This window comes from Streptomyces sp. NPDC101234, assembly GCF_044767525.1.
Taxonomy (GTDB): Bacteria; Actinomycetota; Actinomycetes; order Streptomycetales; family Streptomycetaceae; genus Streptomyces; species Streptomyces sasae.
This window is the reverse complement of sequence record NZ_JBIWOA010000019.1, coordinates 102,548-115,755: the sequence shown is the minus strand read 5'-3', so window position 1 is coordinate 115,755 and position 13,208 is coordinate 102,548. Positions and strand designations below refer to the sequence as shown.

General features: G+C 70.6%; 16 protein-coding genes and 1 tRNA gene. 3 read left to right on the top strand and 14 right to left on the bottom strand.

Going from position 1 to position 13,208, the window contains the following annotated elements:
• Positions 1-8 precede the first annotated feature (8 nt).
• Complete coding sequence (locus tag ACIRR9_RS31525; RefSeq protein WP_403758730.1) at positions 9-482, bottom strand: PPOX class F420-dependent oxidoreductase; 474 nt, start codon at positions 480-482, stop codon at positions 9-11.
• Between the two features lie 72 nt (positions 483-554).
• Here ACIRR9_RS31525 and ACIRR9_RS31520 point away from each other — a divergent pair, with 72 nt between their 5' ends.
• Positions 555-1,046 carry a hypothetical protein gene (locus ACIRR9_RS31520; RefSeq protein ID WP_384564583.1) on the top strand — a complete coding sequence of 164 codons (492 nt, stop codon included), beginning with the start codon at positions 555-557 and terminating at the stop codon, positions 1,044-1,046.
• A gap of 37 nt (positions 1,047-1,083) precedes the next feature.
• Here the strand turns inward: ACIRR9_RS31520 and ACIRR9_RS31515 are convergent, their stop codons facing one another.
• The 3 genes from ACIRR9_RS31515 to ACIRR9_RS31505 all read right to left on the bottom strand — a co-directional run bounded on the left by ACIRR9_RS31515 (position 1,084) and on the right by ACIRR9_RS31505 (position 5,179).
• Positions 1,084-1,905: a YceI family protein gene (locus ACIRR9_RS31515; RefSeq protein ID WP_403758727.1), complete on the bottom strand. Its 822-nt coding sequence runs from the start codon at positions 1,903-1,905 to the stop codon at positions 1,084-1,086.
• A 122-nt stretch (positions 1,906-2,027) separates the two neighbouring features.
• Complete coding sequence (locus ACIRR9_RS31510; protein ID WP_403758725.1) at positions 2,028-4,571, bottom strand: MFS transporter; 2,544 nt, start codon at positions 4,569-4,571, stop codon at positions 2,028-2,030.
• Positions 4,572-4,591: 20 nt separating this feature from the next.
• Positions 4,592-5,179 carry a MarR family winged helix-turn-helix transcriptional regulator gene (locus ACIRR9_RS31505; RefSeq protein ID WP_403758722.1) on the bottom strand — a complete coding sequence of 196 codons (588 nt, stop codon included), beginning with the start codon at positions 5,177-5,179 and terminating at the stop codon, positions 4,592-4,594.
• A gap of 194 nt (positions 5,180-5,373) precedes the next feature.
• On the opposite strand from ACIRR9_RS31505, the gene ACIRR9_RS31500 reads away from it, so the two are divergent.
• Positions 5,374-5,580 (top strand): hypothetical protein, encoded by a 207-nt coding sequence (locus ACIRR9_RS31500; protein WP_123975831.1) that lies wholly within the window; start codon positions 5,374-5,376, stop codon positions 5,578-5,580.
• A gap of 99 nt (positions 5,581-5,679) precedes the next feature.
• Here the strand turns inward: ACIRR9_RS31500 and ACIRR9_RS31495 are convergent, their stop codons facing one another.
• The 9 genes from ACIRR9_RS31495 to ACIRR9_RS31455 form a co-directional block, all read right to left on the bottom strand.
• Positions 5,680-6,552 (bottom strand): hypothetical protein, encoded by an 873-nt coding sequence (locus ACIRR9_RS31495; protein WP_403758719.1) that lies wholly within the window; start codon positions 6,550-6,552, stop codon positions 5,680-5,682.
• 83 nt (positions 6,553-6,635) lie between these two features.
• Positions 6,636-7,562 (bottom strand): RNA polymerase sigma factor SigF, encoded by a 927-nt coding sequence (locus tag ACIRR9_RS31490; protein WP_365339696.1) that lies wholly within the window; start codon positions 7,560-7,562, stop codon positions 6,636-6,638.
• A gap of 423 nt (positions 7,563-7,985) precedes the next feature.
• Positions 7,986-8,909, bottom strand: coding sequence for an RNA polymerase sigma factor SigF (locus ACIRR9_RS31485; protein WP_311737222.1), 924 nt, complete (start codon positions 8,907-8,909; stop codon positions 7,986-7,988).
• Positions 8,910-9,098: 189 nt separating this feature from the next.
• Positions 9,099-9,392 carry a Dabb family protein gene (locus tag ACIRR9_RS31480; protein WP_403758716.1) on the bottom strand — a complete coding sequence of 98 codons (294 nt, stop codon included), beginning with the start codon at positions 9,390-9,392 and terminating at the stop codon, positions 9,099-9,101.
• A 22-nt stretch (positions 9,393-9,414) separates the two neighbouring features.
• Positions 9,415-9,591: a hypothetical protein gene (locus tag ACIRR9_RS31475; RefSeq protein WP_185149253.1), complete on the bottom strand. Its 177-nt coding sequence runs from the start codon at positions 9,589-9,591 to the stop codon at positions 9,415-9,417.
• A gap of 228 nt (positions 9,592-9,819) precedes the next feature.
• Positions 9,820-9,904, bottom strand: a tRNA-Ser gene (locus ACIRR9_RS31470).
• 102 nt (positions 9,905-10,006) lie between these two features.
• Complete coding sequence (gene tadA, locus ACIRR9_RS31465; RefSeq protein WP_260328129.1) at positions 10,007-10,438, bottom strand: tRNA adenosine(34) deaminase TadA; 432 nt, start codon at positions 10,436-10,438, stop codon at positions 10,007-10,009.
• A 56-nt stretch (positions 10,439-10,494) separates the two neighbouring features.
• Positions 10,495-11,022: a hypothetical protein gene (locus tag ACIRR9_RS31460; RefSeq protein WP_365339692.1), complete on the bottom strand. Its 528-nt coding sequence runs from the start codon at positions 11,020-11,022 to the stop codon at positions 10,495-10,497.
• A 361-nt stretch (positions 11,023-11,383) separates the two neighbouring features.
• Positions 11,384-11,572 (bottom strand): hypothetical protein, encoded by a 189-nt coding sequence (locus ACIRR9_RS31455; RefSeq protein ID WP_403758711.1) that lies wholly within the window; start codon positions 11,570-11,572, stop codon positions 11,384-11,386.
• Positions 11,573-11,687: 115 nt separating this feature from the next.
• On the opposite strand from ACIRR9_RS31455, the gene upp reads away from it, so the two are divergent.
• The gene (gene upp, locus ACIRR9_RS31450; protein ID WP_365339690.1) at positions 11,688-12,323 is read left to right on the top strand and encodes a uracil phosphoribosyltransferase; all 636 of its coding nucleotides are present in this window, start codon (positions 11,688-11,690) and stop codon (positions 12,321-12,323) included.
• 150 nt (positions 12,324-12,473) lie between these two features.
• Here upp and ACIRR9_RS31445 read toward each other — a convergent pair whose 3' ends face one another.
• Positions 12,474-13,124: a LytR C-terminal domain-containing protein gene (locus ACIRR9_RS31445; RefSeq protein ID WP_403758708.1), complete on the bottom strand. Its 651-nt coding sequence runs from the start codon at positions 13,122-13,124 to the stop codon at positions 12,474-12,476.
• Positions 13,125-13,208: the final 84 nt, after the last annotated feature.

The following is a 13,208-nucleotide window of genomic DNA, read 5'->3' as shown; positions in this document are numbered from 1 at the left end:
CCTCCCCCTCACGCGTCCGGCGTGGCCAGCCGCGCCGGGAAACCGCCGGTGGCAACCGGACCCCACTTCTCCGGCGTGACCCGGATGATCGACTTCCCCTGTTTCACCATCGCCGCCCGGTACTCGTCCCAGTCCGGATGCTCCCCGGCGATGTTCCGGTAGTACTCCACCAGCGGCTCCACCGACTCGGGGGAGTCGATCACCTCGGCGCGTCCGTCGACCTGTACCCACGGCCCGTTCCAGTCGTCGCTCAGGACGATCACGCTCACCCGCTCGTCCCGCTTCGCGTTCCGCGTCTTCGCCCGTTCGGGGTACGTGGAGACGACGATCCGCCCGGAGTCGTCGACCCCGCAGGTCAGCGGAGACCCCTGCGGGCTGCCGTCGGCGCGTCGGGTGAGCAGGATCGCCCGGTGCCGGGGGCGTACGAAGTCCAGCAGATCGTCGAGGGAGACGGCGGTGTTCGTCGCGATGTTCGGTGCCATGGGGTCAGCCTAGGGCCGCGGAGCCCGCTCAGCCTGTCTCTGCCGTGCCTACGTCCACGCTTCGCTGACAGGATGCGGGGCGTGGCCACCAGTCTCATAGCCGTGCTCGGAACACTGCTCGGCGCAACCCTGACCCATCTGTTCCAGCAGCGCACCGCGATGCGGGCCGAACAGTTCGCCCGGGGCGAGCGCCTGCGGAGGGAACGCATCGACGCCTACTGCGAGTTCGGGGGCGCGCTGGCGAACTACCGGCGCGGCCAGATGGACTACTGGTTCGCCAAGAACGACGGCCGCTCCGTCGCGGAGGAATCGCTCCATGAACTGCGGCGGGAGGCCCAGCGGCTGCGGGCCGCGGCCATGGAGGCGATGTTCCGGTCCGAACTGCTGACCCACTCCGCACAGTTGGACGAGCTCGGGCGACAGGCCCTCAAGTCGGTCGACCGGATCAGCGACGCGCGCTCGCGTGCCGATCTGGGTCCGGCCCGGGAGACGTCACGGGCCTTGATCTACGACTTCGTCGCGGCGTCACGGGTCCACGTCACGGGGCTGTACCCGGCCGAGTAGCCCTGCCGGGTGGCCCCGTGCGAACGCGGGGCATGCGTCACGCCTGGGGCAGCGACTCGCCCTGCACCGCCTGGATCTCCAGCTCGATCTTCAGGGTCGTCCCGATGGCGGCGATGCCGGCCTGGACCACCTGGTTGTAGTTCATCGCGAAGTCCTCGCGGTGCAGTTCGGCCGTCGCGCGGAACGCGGCCCGGGTGCCGCCCCACGGGTCCGCGCCGGTGCCGAGGTAGGCGAGGTCCAGGTCGACGGGGCGGACCACACCGTGCAGGGACAGTTCGCCGTGGACCGTCCAGCGGTCGGAGCCCGCCGCCGTCAGACCGGTGGAGGTGTAGGTGATCTCCGGGTGCCGTTCCACGTCCAGGAAGTCGGGCGAGCGCAGATGGGTGTCGCGCATGCCGTTGCCCGTGTCGATGGAGGCGGCCCGGATGACCGCCCGGACGCGGGACTTGGCGACGTCGTCGGGGGCGATCTCGATCCAGGCGCCGAAGTCCGTGAAACGGCCCCGGACGCTGGAGATGCCCAGGTGCTGGGCGACGGCGCCGACGGTGGAGTGCGCCGGGTCCACGGTCCACGGGCCGGGCGGGGGCAGTTCGGAGCCGCCCTGCCGCGCCAGCGTGATCGCGCCGATCTCGGCACGTCCGCTCGCTGTGACGATGGCGCTGGCGGCGGCGGGCGCGTAGCCCACGGCCGTGACGATGACGGTGTACGCCCCGGGCGCCAGGGGGTTCGGGTCACGGACCGCGCCCTCGTCGTCGGCCTCGGCGCGCAGCACCTGGCTGCCGGTCATGTCGGTCACCGTGACGACCGCGTGCGACACGGCCCATCCGTCCCGGGTACGGATCCTCGCGGTCAGTCCCATCCCGTTTCTCCCTGCGAACACTTGAGTGGCAATGCACTCGGACGCTTACAAATCGGTCGTATGAGACCGGCCCGTGGCGGGCGCCTCCTTGTGGGCGCGCCCGCCACGGGCCGGAGTGTGAACTACTCGCCCGGGTGGGAGAGTTCGATGTCGTGGCCGTCGACACCGGCGCCGGCGACGTTCAGGGCCGTGGCGACCGGCGGGTAGCCCGTCGCGATCACGGTGTAGTCGCCGCCGTCCAGGTCGGCGAAGGCGTACGCGCCGTCCACGCCGGTGGTGGATGTGCCGACCACGTTCCCGGCCGCGTCCACGAGGGTCACCCGGGCGTCGGCCAGCGGCCCGTGCGGGGCCCGTACGACGCCCTGCAGCTGGGCGCCGGCGTCCAGGTCGACCTCGATCCGGGTGACCCCGGTGGTGCCGATCTCGACGGGCAGGGCGCGGGGCCGGTACCCGGCCGCGTTCACCGCGACGGTGACGACACCGGGCACCAGCTCGCCGAAGACGAACTGGCCCTGCTCACCGGTGGCCGCGGTGGCCAGCAGGTCGCCGCGCACATCGGTGACGATCACCATGGCGTCCTTGACCGGGAGCGCGCTGCCCGCGCCCCGGACCACACCGCTCAGCCCGCTGGTGCCGCTGAGCAGGATGTCGTACGACAGCGGCTCCTCGCCCACCAGGACGGTGGAGGCCTGCGGCTGGTGGCCGTCGGCGGAGGCGATCAGCACGTACGAGCCCGCGCCGGGCGCGTCCAGCTGGTAGGAGCCGTCGTAGCCCGCGACCGAGCGGCCCAGCTGGCGGCCGGAGAGCGAGATCAGGGTGACCGCGGCCTGCGCGACCGGGGCGCTCTCGGCGCCGCGCACGAAGCCGTGCACCGGGGTGCCGCCGGAGGCGGACTGCTCGGGAGCGGCGATGGTGGCGACGGCGGCGAACTGCCGGGTGGCCTCCGTGGCGGCTTCGGGAGCTGCCTCCGTGCTGCTCACGACGGGGGCGGCCCAGCTGGGGACCTGCTGCTCGGCGGTGACGGCCTCGGCGGCCGGGACGCTCTCGGCGCCCGCCGGGTTCTCCGCCTCGGCGGCCTGGGCGAGCCCACCCTTGGTCTTCAGCGGGACCTCCTTGATGAACAGGCTGATCAGGAACGCGAGGGCCGCGAGGCAGCTGGCGATCAGGAAGACGTCGGCGATGGCGTGGCCGTAGGCGCTCTCCATGAGGGTGCGCAGCGGGGTGGGCAGCTTGCCCAGGTCCGGGAGGCTGTCGCTGGACGAGCTGGAGCCGGCCAGGGCGGCCTGGTACTTGGGGGAGAGGGAGGCGACGCCCTCGGTCACGTAGTGCGTGATCCGGTGGGCCATCACGGCGCCCAGGGCCGAGACGCCCACAGCACCGCCCAGGGACCGGAAGAAGGTGACCGTGGAGCTGGCCGAGCCGAGGTCGGCGGGGGCGACCTGGTTCTGCGTGCAGAGCACCAGGTTCTGCATCATCATGCCGATGCCGAGACCCAGCAGCGCCATGAAGATCGACATCTTCCAGTACGCCGTGTCGTAGCGGATGGTCCCGAGCAGGCCGAGGCCCGCCGTGACGAGGACGCCACCGCTGACCAGCCACGCCTTCCAGCGGCCGGTGCGGGTGATGAACTGGCCGGAGACGGTGGAGGAGACGAACAGACCGCCGATCATCGGGATCGTCATCACACCGGACATCGTCGGGGACTTGTCGCGGGCCAGCTGGAAGTACTGGCTGAAGAACACCGTGCCGGTGAACATCGCGACACCGACGAACAGGGAGGCCAGCGAGGCCAGGGTGATGGTGCGGTTCTTGAACAGCCGCAGCGGGATGATCGGTTCCTTGGCCTTCGACTCGACGAGCACGAAGATCAGCGCGAGGACGATCGAGCCGCCGATCATCGTGTAGGTCTGCCAGGAGATCCAGTCGTACTTGTCACCGGCGAAGGTGACCCAGACCAGCAGCAGCGAGACGGCGGCGGCGACGAAGAACGCACCGGCCCAGTCGACCTTGACGTCCCGCTTCACGACGGGCAGGTGCAGGGTCTTCTGCAGCACGATCAGCGCGAGGACGGCGAAGGGGACGCCGACGTAGAAGCACCAGCGCCAGCCCAGCCACGAGGTGTCGGTGATGACACCGCCGAGCAGCGGGCCGCCGACGGTGGCGACGGCGAAGGTCGCGCCGAGGTAGCCGGAGTAACGGCCGCGCTCACGCGGCGAGATCATCGCGGCCATGACGATCTGGGCGAGCGCCGACAGGCCGCCGACACCGACGCCCTGGACGACACGGCAGGCGATCAGCATGCCGGCGTTCTGCGACAGACCGGCGGCCGCGGAGCCCAGGACGTAGATGACCAGGGCTATCTGGACGAGCGCCTTCTTGCTGTACAGGTCGGACAGCTTGCCCCAGAGCGGGGTGGTCGCGGTCATGGCCAGCAGCGAGGCGGTGACGACCCAGGTGTAGGCGGACTGGCCGCCGCCGAGGTCGGTGATGATGTGCGGCAGGGCGTTGGTGACGATCGTGGACGACAGGATCGCCACGAACATGCCGAGCAGCAGACCGGAGATGGCCTCCATGATCTGCCGGTGCGTCATCGGGGTCTGCTCGACGGAGCCTCCCCCATGCGGCTTTGCGTGAGCCCGCACACCGGCTGGTGTGGTCGTTGCCATGGGCTTCCTTTTCTTACGTCTTATGCGGGTGTACGGGTGGTCGGTTCGAGTACGGGGGCTTCGAGTACGGGGGTGGGGGCGCGGGCGGCGGTTGCTACCGCGGTCGTGGCGGCGGCCTTCGCGATGCCCGGGGCCGGCGCCGTGGCGGCGGCGGGCCGGGGATGCGGGGCGGCCGTGGTCCGGCAGTCGCCGAAGCTGTCCCGGAGCCGGGTCATCAGCCCGATCAGCTGGTCGATCTCCGTGTCGCTCCAGTCGCTCAGCCGCTCGGTGAGCAGTTCGGTGCTGCGCTGGGACAGGTCCTGGAGGGTCGCCTCGCCCGCGGGGGTGAGGTGCAGGATGCGGGACCGCTTGTCCGCCGGGTCGGGGGACCGCTCGATCCAGCCGCGCTCGCAGACGTGCGCCACATGCCGGCTGGTCACGGACATGTCCACGGCGAGCAGCTCGGCGAGCTTGCTCATGCGCATGGAACCGTGGCGGCCGAGCAGCGTCAGCACGGCTGCGGAGCCGGCCGGGCACTCGTGCGGCAGGATCCGCGCGAGGTCCCGTTTCACGGCCCCGAAGGCGCTGAGCTGACGTGCCAGCTCCTCGAACTGCGCCTGCTCCGCCATCACACCTCCCGTTATCGTTGCTTGGGGCAACCATAGAACTGTTTGGTTGCTGCAGGCAAACAAACGGGTGGCTGTAGGGCTAAAAACTTGGCAAAGGCAAGTATTGCTAACGTAAACGCCCAGGTGGGGCGTGTTGCACTCCCGGGTAGCCCCCCACTTGGGCCGAACTCCCCGATTCGCTAGTGTCTCGGGCCATGGCTAACACCCAGGGCCCCCAGGGCAACTACGACCCCGCCGGTAGCACCCAGATGTTCCGCGCGTTCGTCGACGAGGCCCCCCAGACCTCCCAGCAGACGACGTCCACCTACTCTTCCTCCTCCGGCCCGCGCGTCGGCCTGATCCTCGGCGTCGTCGCCGTGGTGGTCGTGGTCGCGGCGGTGGCCTGGCTGGCGTTCATGTAGGACGGCGGTCCGGGCGCGCTACGACGGTCCGGGCGGCGGTACGACGAAGAACCCGGGGACGAGCGCCCCGGGCTTTCGTCGTGCCCGGCTCCGGTCAGCTCACTTCCAGTCGACCGTCTCGACCCTGGTCTCGATGTGCATGCCCAGCGGCACCCGCCAGTCGTCCACGCAGACCGTCCAGGTCCTGTCCGTGCCGGATCCGGGCGCGACGGGGACCGGGAGGGTCTCGGTCGAGCCGACCGTCGACCAGTCGATGCCCAGCAGGTCGATGATGTGCGTGCCGAGGGTGATCGTGCCCGAGCGGACCGCTGTGCCTCCGGAGTTGTGGAAGGCGACCGTCACCTTCTCGCACCAGCGCCGGTCCGTCGCCTCGCGGGTGGGGGCGCTCCAGGTGAGGGCGGCGGGCGAAGCGGACGCCGAAGAGGTGCCCGGTTGGGGCGAGTTCGGCGCCGTCGGCCGGGAGCCGGTGCGGCGGGAAGCGGGGGCTGACGGCGATGGGGGCGAAAGCGCCGTACCGGAAGCCGAGTTGGCCGACCGGGATCCTGCGGAATCCGATGTGTCCGCCGTACCCGCCGACCCGTTCGTGGTCCCCGTCGAGCCGCCTTCCGACCCTTTCGGCCCGTCCGACCCGTCAAGCGGGACCAGCGTCACCGATCCCGTCGGTCTCGCCGGCGTACCGGTCGGGCCACCCGCCGCTCCCACGGCCGTATAGCCGCCGTCGTTGCCGCCGCAGGCGGTGAGGGAGCAGGCCAGGCAGAGACCGGCCAGCGGGACCACCGCTGCCGCGCCCCACCGGCCCTGCGCCGCCCTGCGGGGGCGCGTGGGGCCGGTGGTCGAGGGGGCGGGGGCGGGGACGGTCACCGAGGTCACAGCCGTCACCGTGGCCGCCGACGTCACCGTGGCGGCCGCCGGCGCCTTTGTGTCGGCGGGGTGGTGGCCGCTCGGTGTCCTGGGTGCCCGACGGAGAAGCATCGCGTCAGTGTGGCTGACACTCCGTCAGTAAGGAACCCGTCGAACCCGGTTCGGTCCGGGTCCGGTCCGGGTCCGGTCCGCGGTCAGTCCGAGATCAGGCCCTCGCGGAGCTGGGCCAGGGTGCGGGTCAGCAGCCGGGAGACGTGCATCTGGGAGATGCCGACCTCCTCGCCGATCTGGGACTGGGTCATGTTCGCGAAGAAGCGCAGCATGATGATCCGGCGCTCGCGCGGCGGCAGCTTGGCCAGCAGCGGCTTCAGCGACTCGCGGTACTCCACGCCCTCCAGGGCCGTGTCCTCGTAGCCGAGGCGGTCGGCCAGGGAGCCCTCGCCGCCGTCGTCCTCCGGGGCCGGGGAGTCGAGCGAGGAGGCGGTGTACGCGTTGCCCACGGCCAGGCCGTCGACGACGTCCTCCTCGGACACGCCCAGAACGGCGGCCAGTTCGGCGACCGTCGGGGAGCGGTCCAGCTTCTGCGACAGCTCGTCGCTGGCCTTGGTGAGGGCCAGGCGCAGCTCCTGCAGGCGGCGCGGGACGCGGACCGACCAGGAGGTGTCGCGGAAGAACCGCTTGATCTCACCGACGACCGTCGGCATCGCGAACGTCGGGAACTCCACGCCCCGTTCGCAGTCGAACCGGTCGATCGCCTTGATCAGGCCGATGGTGCCGACCTGGACGATGTCCTCCATCGGCTCGTTGCGGCTGCGGAAGCGGGCTGCCGCGTAGCGCACGAGGGGGAGGTTGAGTTCGATCAGGGTGTCCCGGACGTAGGCACGCTCGGGGCTGTCCTCTTCGAGTGCGGCAAGGCGCAGGAACAGGGAGCGGGACAGGGTGCGGGTGTCGAGGGCCGCCGAGGAGCCCGGGAGTTCCGGGGTCGGAGGGGCCTCCAGCGCCGGGGCGCCTTCGATCGTGCCATCGATGCTGTCGAGCACGTCGATGGTGTCGAGCTCCTTGGGCGCTGCCTCGCTCGTCGTGGGCGTGAGCACCTTCGAGCTGCCCTGGTCTGCGGACATGCCACCCCCTTTGGGTCGCGGGACGGTCGCGGCCTCGTTCCCGGCGAGGAACGATGCCTTCACCTGAATACCGGAGCCTGGGCCCCGGCAAACGCGCTTCCGGAAGAATGTCACATGTCGGCAACACGCTGTAGTGACATGTCGACACGTGAAATGCGAATCCGCCCTGGATGCAGGGGGTCTGACGCTTTTTCGCCCCTCAACTGTCGGGAAGTGCGCTGGTGAGCGATTCGCTCTCGCCGGTGATGGCTCGATCCTGTTTGCGGTTACGGCCGTACCAAGTCGCCGGGGGGCGGTCTCGGGCGGATAACGGAGGCACCGAGCAGGGCCGGTGAAGTCGGTTGCGGTTCGGCGGCGCCCCGAAGGGGCGCTGGGGGTACCCCCAGCCGAAGGCGGGCCGTCGCGGCGTTTCCGGCGGAGCGGTTACGCCTCGATGCGGTTCGCCGAGCGCAGGCGCTGGAAGCTGCGGGCGAGGAGGCGGGAGACATGCATCTGGGAGACGCCGAGCTCCGCGCTGATCTGTGACTGGGTGAGGTTGCTGTAGTAGCGCAGGAGGAGAATGCGCTGCTCCCGCTCGGGGAGCTGGACCAGCAGGTGGCGGACCAGGTCGCGGTGTTCCACGCCGTCCAGGGCCGGGTCCTCGTAGCCGATGCGGTCAAGGAGGCCCGGCAGCCCATCGCCTTCTTGCGCGGCCTCCAGGGAGGTCGCGTGGTACGACCGGCCGGCCTCGATGCAGGAGAGGACCTCGTCCTCGCTGATGCGCAGCCGTTCGGCGATCTCGGCGGTGGAGGGGGAGCGGCCGAAGGCGGTGGTCAGGTCCTCGGTCGCGCTGTTGACCTGGACCCACAGCTCGTGCAGCCGGCGCGGTACGTGCACGGTGCGGACGTTGTCCCGGAAGTAGCGCTTGATCTCGCCGACGACGGTCGGCATCGCGAAGGTCGGGAACTGCACGCCCCGGTCCGGGTCGAAGCGGTCGATGGCGTTGATCAGGCCGATCGTGCCGACCTGGACGACGTCCTCCATCGGTTCGTTGCGGGAGCGGAAACGGGCGGCCGCGTAGCGCACGAGCGGGAGGTTGGCCTCGATGAGCGCCGAACGCACGCGGTTGTGCTCCGGCGTGCCCGGCCTGAGCTCCTTGAGCTGGCCGAAGAGCACCTGGGTCAGCGCCCGGGTGTCGGCGCCGCGCCGTTTCTCCGGGGCCGGGGCGGGCGCCTGGGCGGGGGGCTGTGCGGGGTTCTGTGCGGCGTTCTGAGCGGGGTTCTGGGGCGGGTTCTGGGCCGGGCTCTGACTGGGGGGCTGGGCTGGGGCGGGCGCCTCTTCCTGGGGCGGCGCAGAACTGGCCGACACGGTCAACGCCACCTCTTCATCGGTCAATCATCCGTCAAAAGCGGTCATAGCATCACAAGACATGTGCACTGTGTGCAAGCACCGCATAACGTCGTGTTGAGAGTGAATTGTGGCAAGTTGGTGCATAAGACGTGCGAAAGCCCCCCACCGTTCCCGGCGGGGGGCAGGATCGGGAAAGCGCCGTACGGCTCAGAAGTCGTAGTCGGCGATCACCCACGTGGCGAACTCCCGCCACTGCGCCGCGGCCGCCTGGTGGGCCGGGTGCTCCAGATAACGCTTCAGGGCGTCCCGGTCCTCGACCGCCGAGTTGATCGCGAAGTCGTAGGCGATGGGGCGGTCCGTGGTGTTCCAGCCGCACTCCCAGAAGCGGAGCTCCTCGATCTGGCCGCCGAGGGCGAAGAAGGCCTCGGCGCCCGCGGCGGCGCGCGGATCGTCGCGCTCGACGCCCTCGTTGAGCTTGAAGAGGACCAGGTGGCGGATCATGGCGGCTCCCGGGGGTGGTGCGCTACTTCGCTCCGTTGACGAGCCAGGTCATGAACTGCCCGATGGCCTTGGCCGCGTCCGATATGCCCTCGAAGCCTATCTGGACGTAGCTGGCCGCCTTGGCCGGGTCGGTGATGATCACGTACAGCGCGAAGACCACGAGCACGTACGTGGCGATCTTCTTGGCATTCACCGCCACCGCGGCCTCCCCTGTGCCTGCCTCTGCCGGCGCGTCTGCGTAGCTGTGGACCCTGCTGCCGGCCGTGAGTGTAACCTTCACGCCCCCCTCGGGGCCCAACGGCCCGCTGGTCGAGGCCTTTTGTCGGGCCTGGGGCGTGAAAAGGGGCGCACGACGGAAATGCGCTCCGGAGGCGACGGGAGCGAAACGCAGGAAGGGCCCCGTCTTCAGACGGGGCCCTTCTCCAAGCGGTAGCGGAGGGATTTGAACCCTCGGTGACTTGCGCCACACTCGCTTTCGAGGCGAGCTCCTTCGGCCGCTCGGACACGCTACCGAGGGAGACCTTACAGCAAGGGGGGCTGTGCTCTGAAATCCGTATCCGAGCACTCGGGAGAGGGCTCGGGAGGCGGCTCGGGAGCGGGCCCCGGCGGGCACGTCAGCGGGTGCGGAAGAAGTCCGTGAGCAGGCGGGCGGATTCCTCGGCCAGGACGCCCTGGACGACCTCGGGGCGGTGGTTGAGACGCCGGTCCCGTACGACGTCCCAGAGGGACCCGGCGGCGCCGGCCTTGTCGTCGCGGGCGCCGTAGACGACCCGGTCCACCCGGGACTGGACCAGGGCGCCCGCGCACATCGTGCAGGGCTCCAGCGTGACCACCAGGGTGCAGCCGGTGAGCCGCCACTCGCCGAGCCGTGCGGCGGCCCGGCGCAGGGCCAGCACCTCGGCGTGCGCGGTGGGGTCGCCGGTGGCCTCGCGTTCATTGTGACCGGCCGCGAGGACCGTCGTACCGTCCGGGGACAGCACGACGGCGCCGACGGGGACGTCCCCGCCCCGGACGGCCTGGCCGGCCTCGTCCAGGGCGAGCCGCATCGCGGCCCGCCAGCGGTCGCGTACCGGGTCCGGGGACCCGGCTGCCTCGTGGAGGGTCAGCGGACGGTCTCCAGGACCTCGGCGGCGCCCAGAGCCTCGGCGATCTCGCTGAGCGCGTCGTCGCTGAGTGCCAGCAGCTCCTTCGCGCTCACGCCCAGGTCTTCGAGGATCCCGGTGTCGCCGACCGGGCCCGCGGGCACGGCGGAGGTGTCGGTGTCCTCGTCGTCCTCGGCCTCCGGCTCACCGTCCTCGGTGCCGTCGAGGTCGAGGGCGTCCAGGTCGTCGGCGTCGTCCTTGGGCTCCCTTCCGAGCATTTCGTCGGTGAGCAGGAGCTCTCCGTACGAGCTGCGGGCGGCGGCGGCAGCGCTGGAGACGAAGACCCGGGGGTCCTCCTCACCGTCGATGCGCACGACGCCGAACCAAGCGTCTTCCTGCTCGATGAAGACGAGCACCGTGTCGTCGGCGTCCGACGCCGATTCCCGGGCCAGGTCGGCCAGGTCCGACAGGGTCTCCACATCGTCGAGCTCTGTGTCGCTCGCTTCCCACCCGTCTTCGGTGCGCGCGAGCAGTGCGGCGAAGTACACCGTGACTCTCCCACTGGTCTTAGGCGTGCCGGTTGGGGGTCCCCCCGGCGGAGGTTCTGGGCGGGGAGAGCTGTGCTCCGAGCCCCACCCACTCGGAATCGTGGCAGAAACAAGGCGTCCAGGGGACGTCTTCGGCTCCCTGTGTCTGGCAGTTTTGATCGCACGTACGCAAAGAGCCATCCGTGCGTCCGTGAACGCAGTCACCAGCGCACTCGTTGCCGCCACCTGCGGATCGTACGCGGGTTTTCCCGCAGCCCACGCACGGCCTTGCCCATGGCGGACCGCAACACGCCACAAGGAGTGGATCTTTGCCGAAGGATCGGCTTTACGACTCTCACCTGTCTTACAGTCTTACTGACTCTTACCAGCGAAACGTCCGCATACGCATGGCGTGGCGCAGCCGGGCCACCTTGGCGCGGCGGGGCTGCACCCGGTCGCGCAGTGCCCGCGCCTCGGCGAGCTCGCGCAGGAACCGGGCGCGGCGGCGGCGCCGCTCGGCGTCCGTCTCGTCCTCGGGGCCGCCGTATGCGCGGTCGGGCAGCTCGGGCACGGTCACACCACCTCGATCCGTGCCTCCCACATTCCCCCGGACGAGGGGTTTGATGCCGGCGCGGGGGCGCGCGGGCCAGCGCGAGGTGTACGCGGACGCGGTTACTGTTATGGGCATGCGTCTCCACGTCGTCGACCACCCTCTGGTCGCCCACAAGCTCACCACGCTGCGCGACCAGCGCACCGACTCCGCGACGTTCCGGCGGCTCGCCGACGAACTGGTCACCCTGCTCGCCTACGAGGCGACCCGGGACGTGCGGACCGAGGCCGTCGACATCCAGACCCCGGTCTCGCCCACGACCGGCGTCAAGCTGTCCTACCCGCGGCCCCTGGTCGTGCCGATCCTGCGGGCCGGGCTCGGCATGCTGGACGGCATGGTGCGGCTGCTGCCGACCGCCGAGGTGGGTTTCCTCGGCATGATCCGCAACGAGGAGACGCTGCAGGCGTCCACGTACGCCTCGCGGATGCCGGAGGACCTCTCCGGGCGCCAGGTGTACGTCCTCGACCCGATGCTGGCCACGGGCGGCACGCTGGTGGCGGCGATCCGCGAGCTCATCAGGCGCGGCGCGGACGATGTGACGGCGGTGGTCCTGCTGGCCGCGCCGGAGGGCGTCGAGGTCATGGAACGCGAGCTGGCGGGCACGCCGGTCACGGTCGTGACGGCGGCGGTGGACGACCACCTGAACGAGCACGGGTACATCGTGCCGGGGCTGGGCGACGCGGGGGACCGCCTCTACGGCGCGGCCGAGTAGCGCGCGGGGAGCGGGGCGCCGAGCGCCTTGGCGCCGTAGGGGTGCGGGTGCCTTGGCGGCCGCTGCTCCGTCGTGACTGGCCGCGCAGTTCCTCCCCCAACCTTCGGCCGGGGGTACCCACAGCGCCCCTTTCGGGGCGCTGTTCTGCTTTCAGCAGGTCTTCTTCGATGACTTCGGCTGTGGGTTCGCCAGGGCCGCGATCGCCTGGTCGGCCGTCGTCTGGGGCGTGAGGTTCTTGAACGCGTCGCCGATGATCAGGTCCACGGCGGCGCCCTTGCGGCCCGCCTCCGTGCGCTGGTCGGCCGCGGTCAACTGCGTGGCCAGGACCGGGAGCGAGGTCTTCAGGGCGGACGCGGGGCCGAGCAGTATCGCCGTGCCCTTGACCTTCTGGTCGAACTTCGTCGGCGCGTTGCCGACGTCGCCGATCTTGAAGCCGCGCTTCTTGAGTTCGTCCGCGGTGTCCTTGGCCAGGCCCGTGCGGGTCGTGGCGTTGTAGACGTTCACCGTGATCTGGGCCGGCTTCGGCAGCGCCGCCGCCGACGGCCCGGCCGCCGGACTCGCGCTCGCCACGGCCTGCTTGACGCACTCGGTGGTCGAGCCGGCCGCCGCTGCCGTCTTGTCGCCGCCCGAGAAGACGTCGATGAGCTGCAGGGTGCCCCAGCCGACCAGGCCGAGCGCGGTGACGGAGGCGACCGCGGAGAGGACGAGCCGGGCACGCCGCCGGCGCGGGCGCATGCGAGGGTATTTGTCCCCTGTGATCCGGTACTGGCCGCCCATGCCGGGGGGAGTCAGCATGCTCATGAGCGCAGCGTAGTGCGCCACGCGAGCGTTGACTAATAGATGATCATCCGACGGTGCACGCTCCAACCCGAAAGGGGCAACCGG

Excerpts from the sequence above, each read along its gene's own strand:
- ACIRR9_RS31500 (WP_123975831.1), top strand. The coding sequence starts at position 5,374 with ATGGCTAACACCCAGGGCCCCCAGGGCAACTACGACCCCGCCGGTAGC.
- ACIRR9_RS31520 (WP_384564583.1), top strand. The coding sequence starts at position 555 with ATGCGGGGCGTGGCCACCAGTCTCATAGCCGTGCTCGGAACACTGCTC.
- ACIRR9_RS31490 (WP_365339696.1), bottom strand. The coding sequence starts at position 7,562 with ATGTCCGCAGACCAGGGCAGCTCGAAGGTGCTCACGCCCACGACGAGC.
- ACIRR9_RS31445 (WP_403758708.1), bottom strand. The coding sequence starts at position 13,124 with ATGAGCATGCTGACTCCCCCCGGCATGGGCGGCCAGTACCGGATCACA.
- ACIRR9_RS31505 (WP_403758722.1), bottom strand. The coding sequence starts at position 5,179 with ATGGCGGAGCAGGCGCAGTTCGAGGAGCTGGCACGTCAGCTCAGCGCC.
- tadA (WP_260328129.1), bottom strand. The coding sequence starts at position 10,438 with ATGCGGCTCGCCCTGGACGAGGCCGGCCAGGCCGTCCGGGGCGGGGAC.
- upp (WP_365339690.1), top strand. The coding sequence starts at position 11,688 with ATGCGTCTCCACGTCGTCGACCACCCTCTGGTCGCCCACAAGCTCACC.
- ACIRR9_RS31525 (WP_403758730.1), bottom strand. The coding sequence starts at position 482 with ATGGCACCGAACATCGCGACGAACACCGCCGTCTCCCTCGACGATCTG.
- ACIRR9_RS31480 (WP_403758716.1), bottom strand. The coding sequence starts at position 9,392 with ATGATCCGCCACCTGGTCCTCTTCAAGCTCAACGAGGGCGTCGAGCGC.
- ACIRR9_RS31510 (WP_403758725.1), bottom strand. The coding sequence starts at position 4,571 with ATGGCAACGACCACACCAGCCGGTGTGCGGGCTCACGCAAAGCCGCAT.
- ACIRR9_RS31495 (WP_403758719.1), bottom strand. The coding sequence starts at position 6,552 with ATGCTTCTCCGTCGGGCACCCAGGACACCGAGCGGCCACCACCCCGCC.
- ACIRR9_RS31515 (WP_403758727.1), bottom strand. The coding sequence starts at position 1,905 with ATGGGACTGACCGCGAGGATCCGTACCCGGGACGGATGGGCCGTGTCG.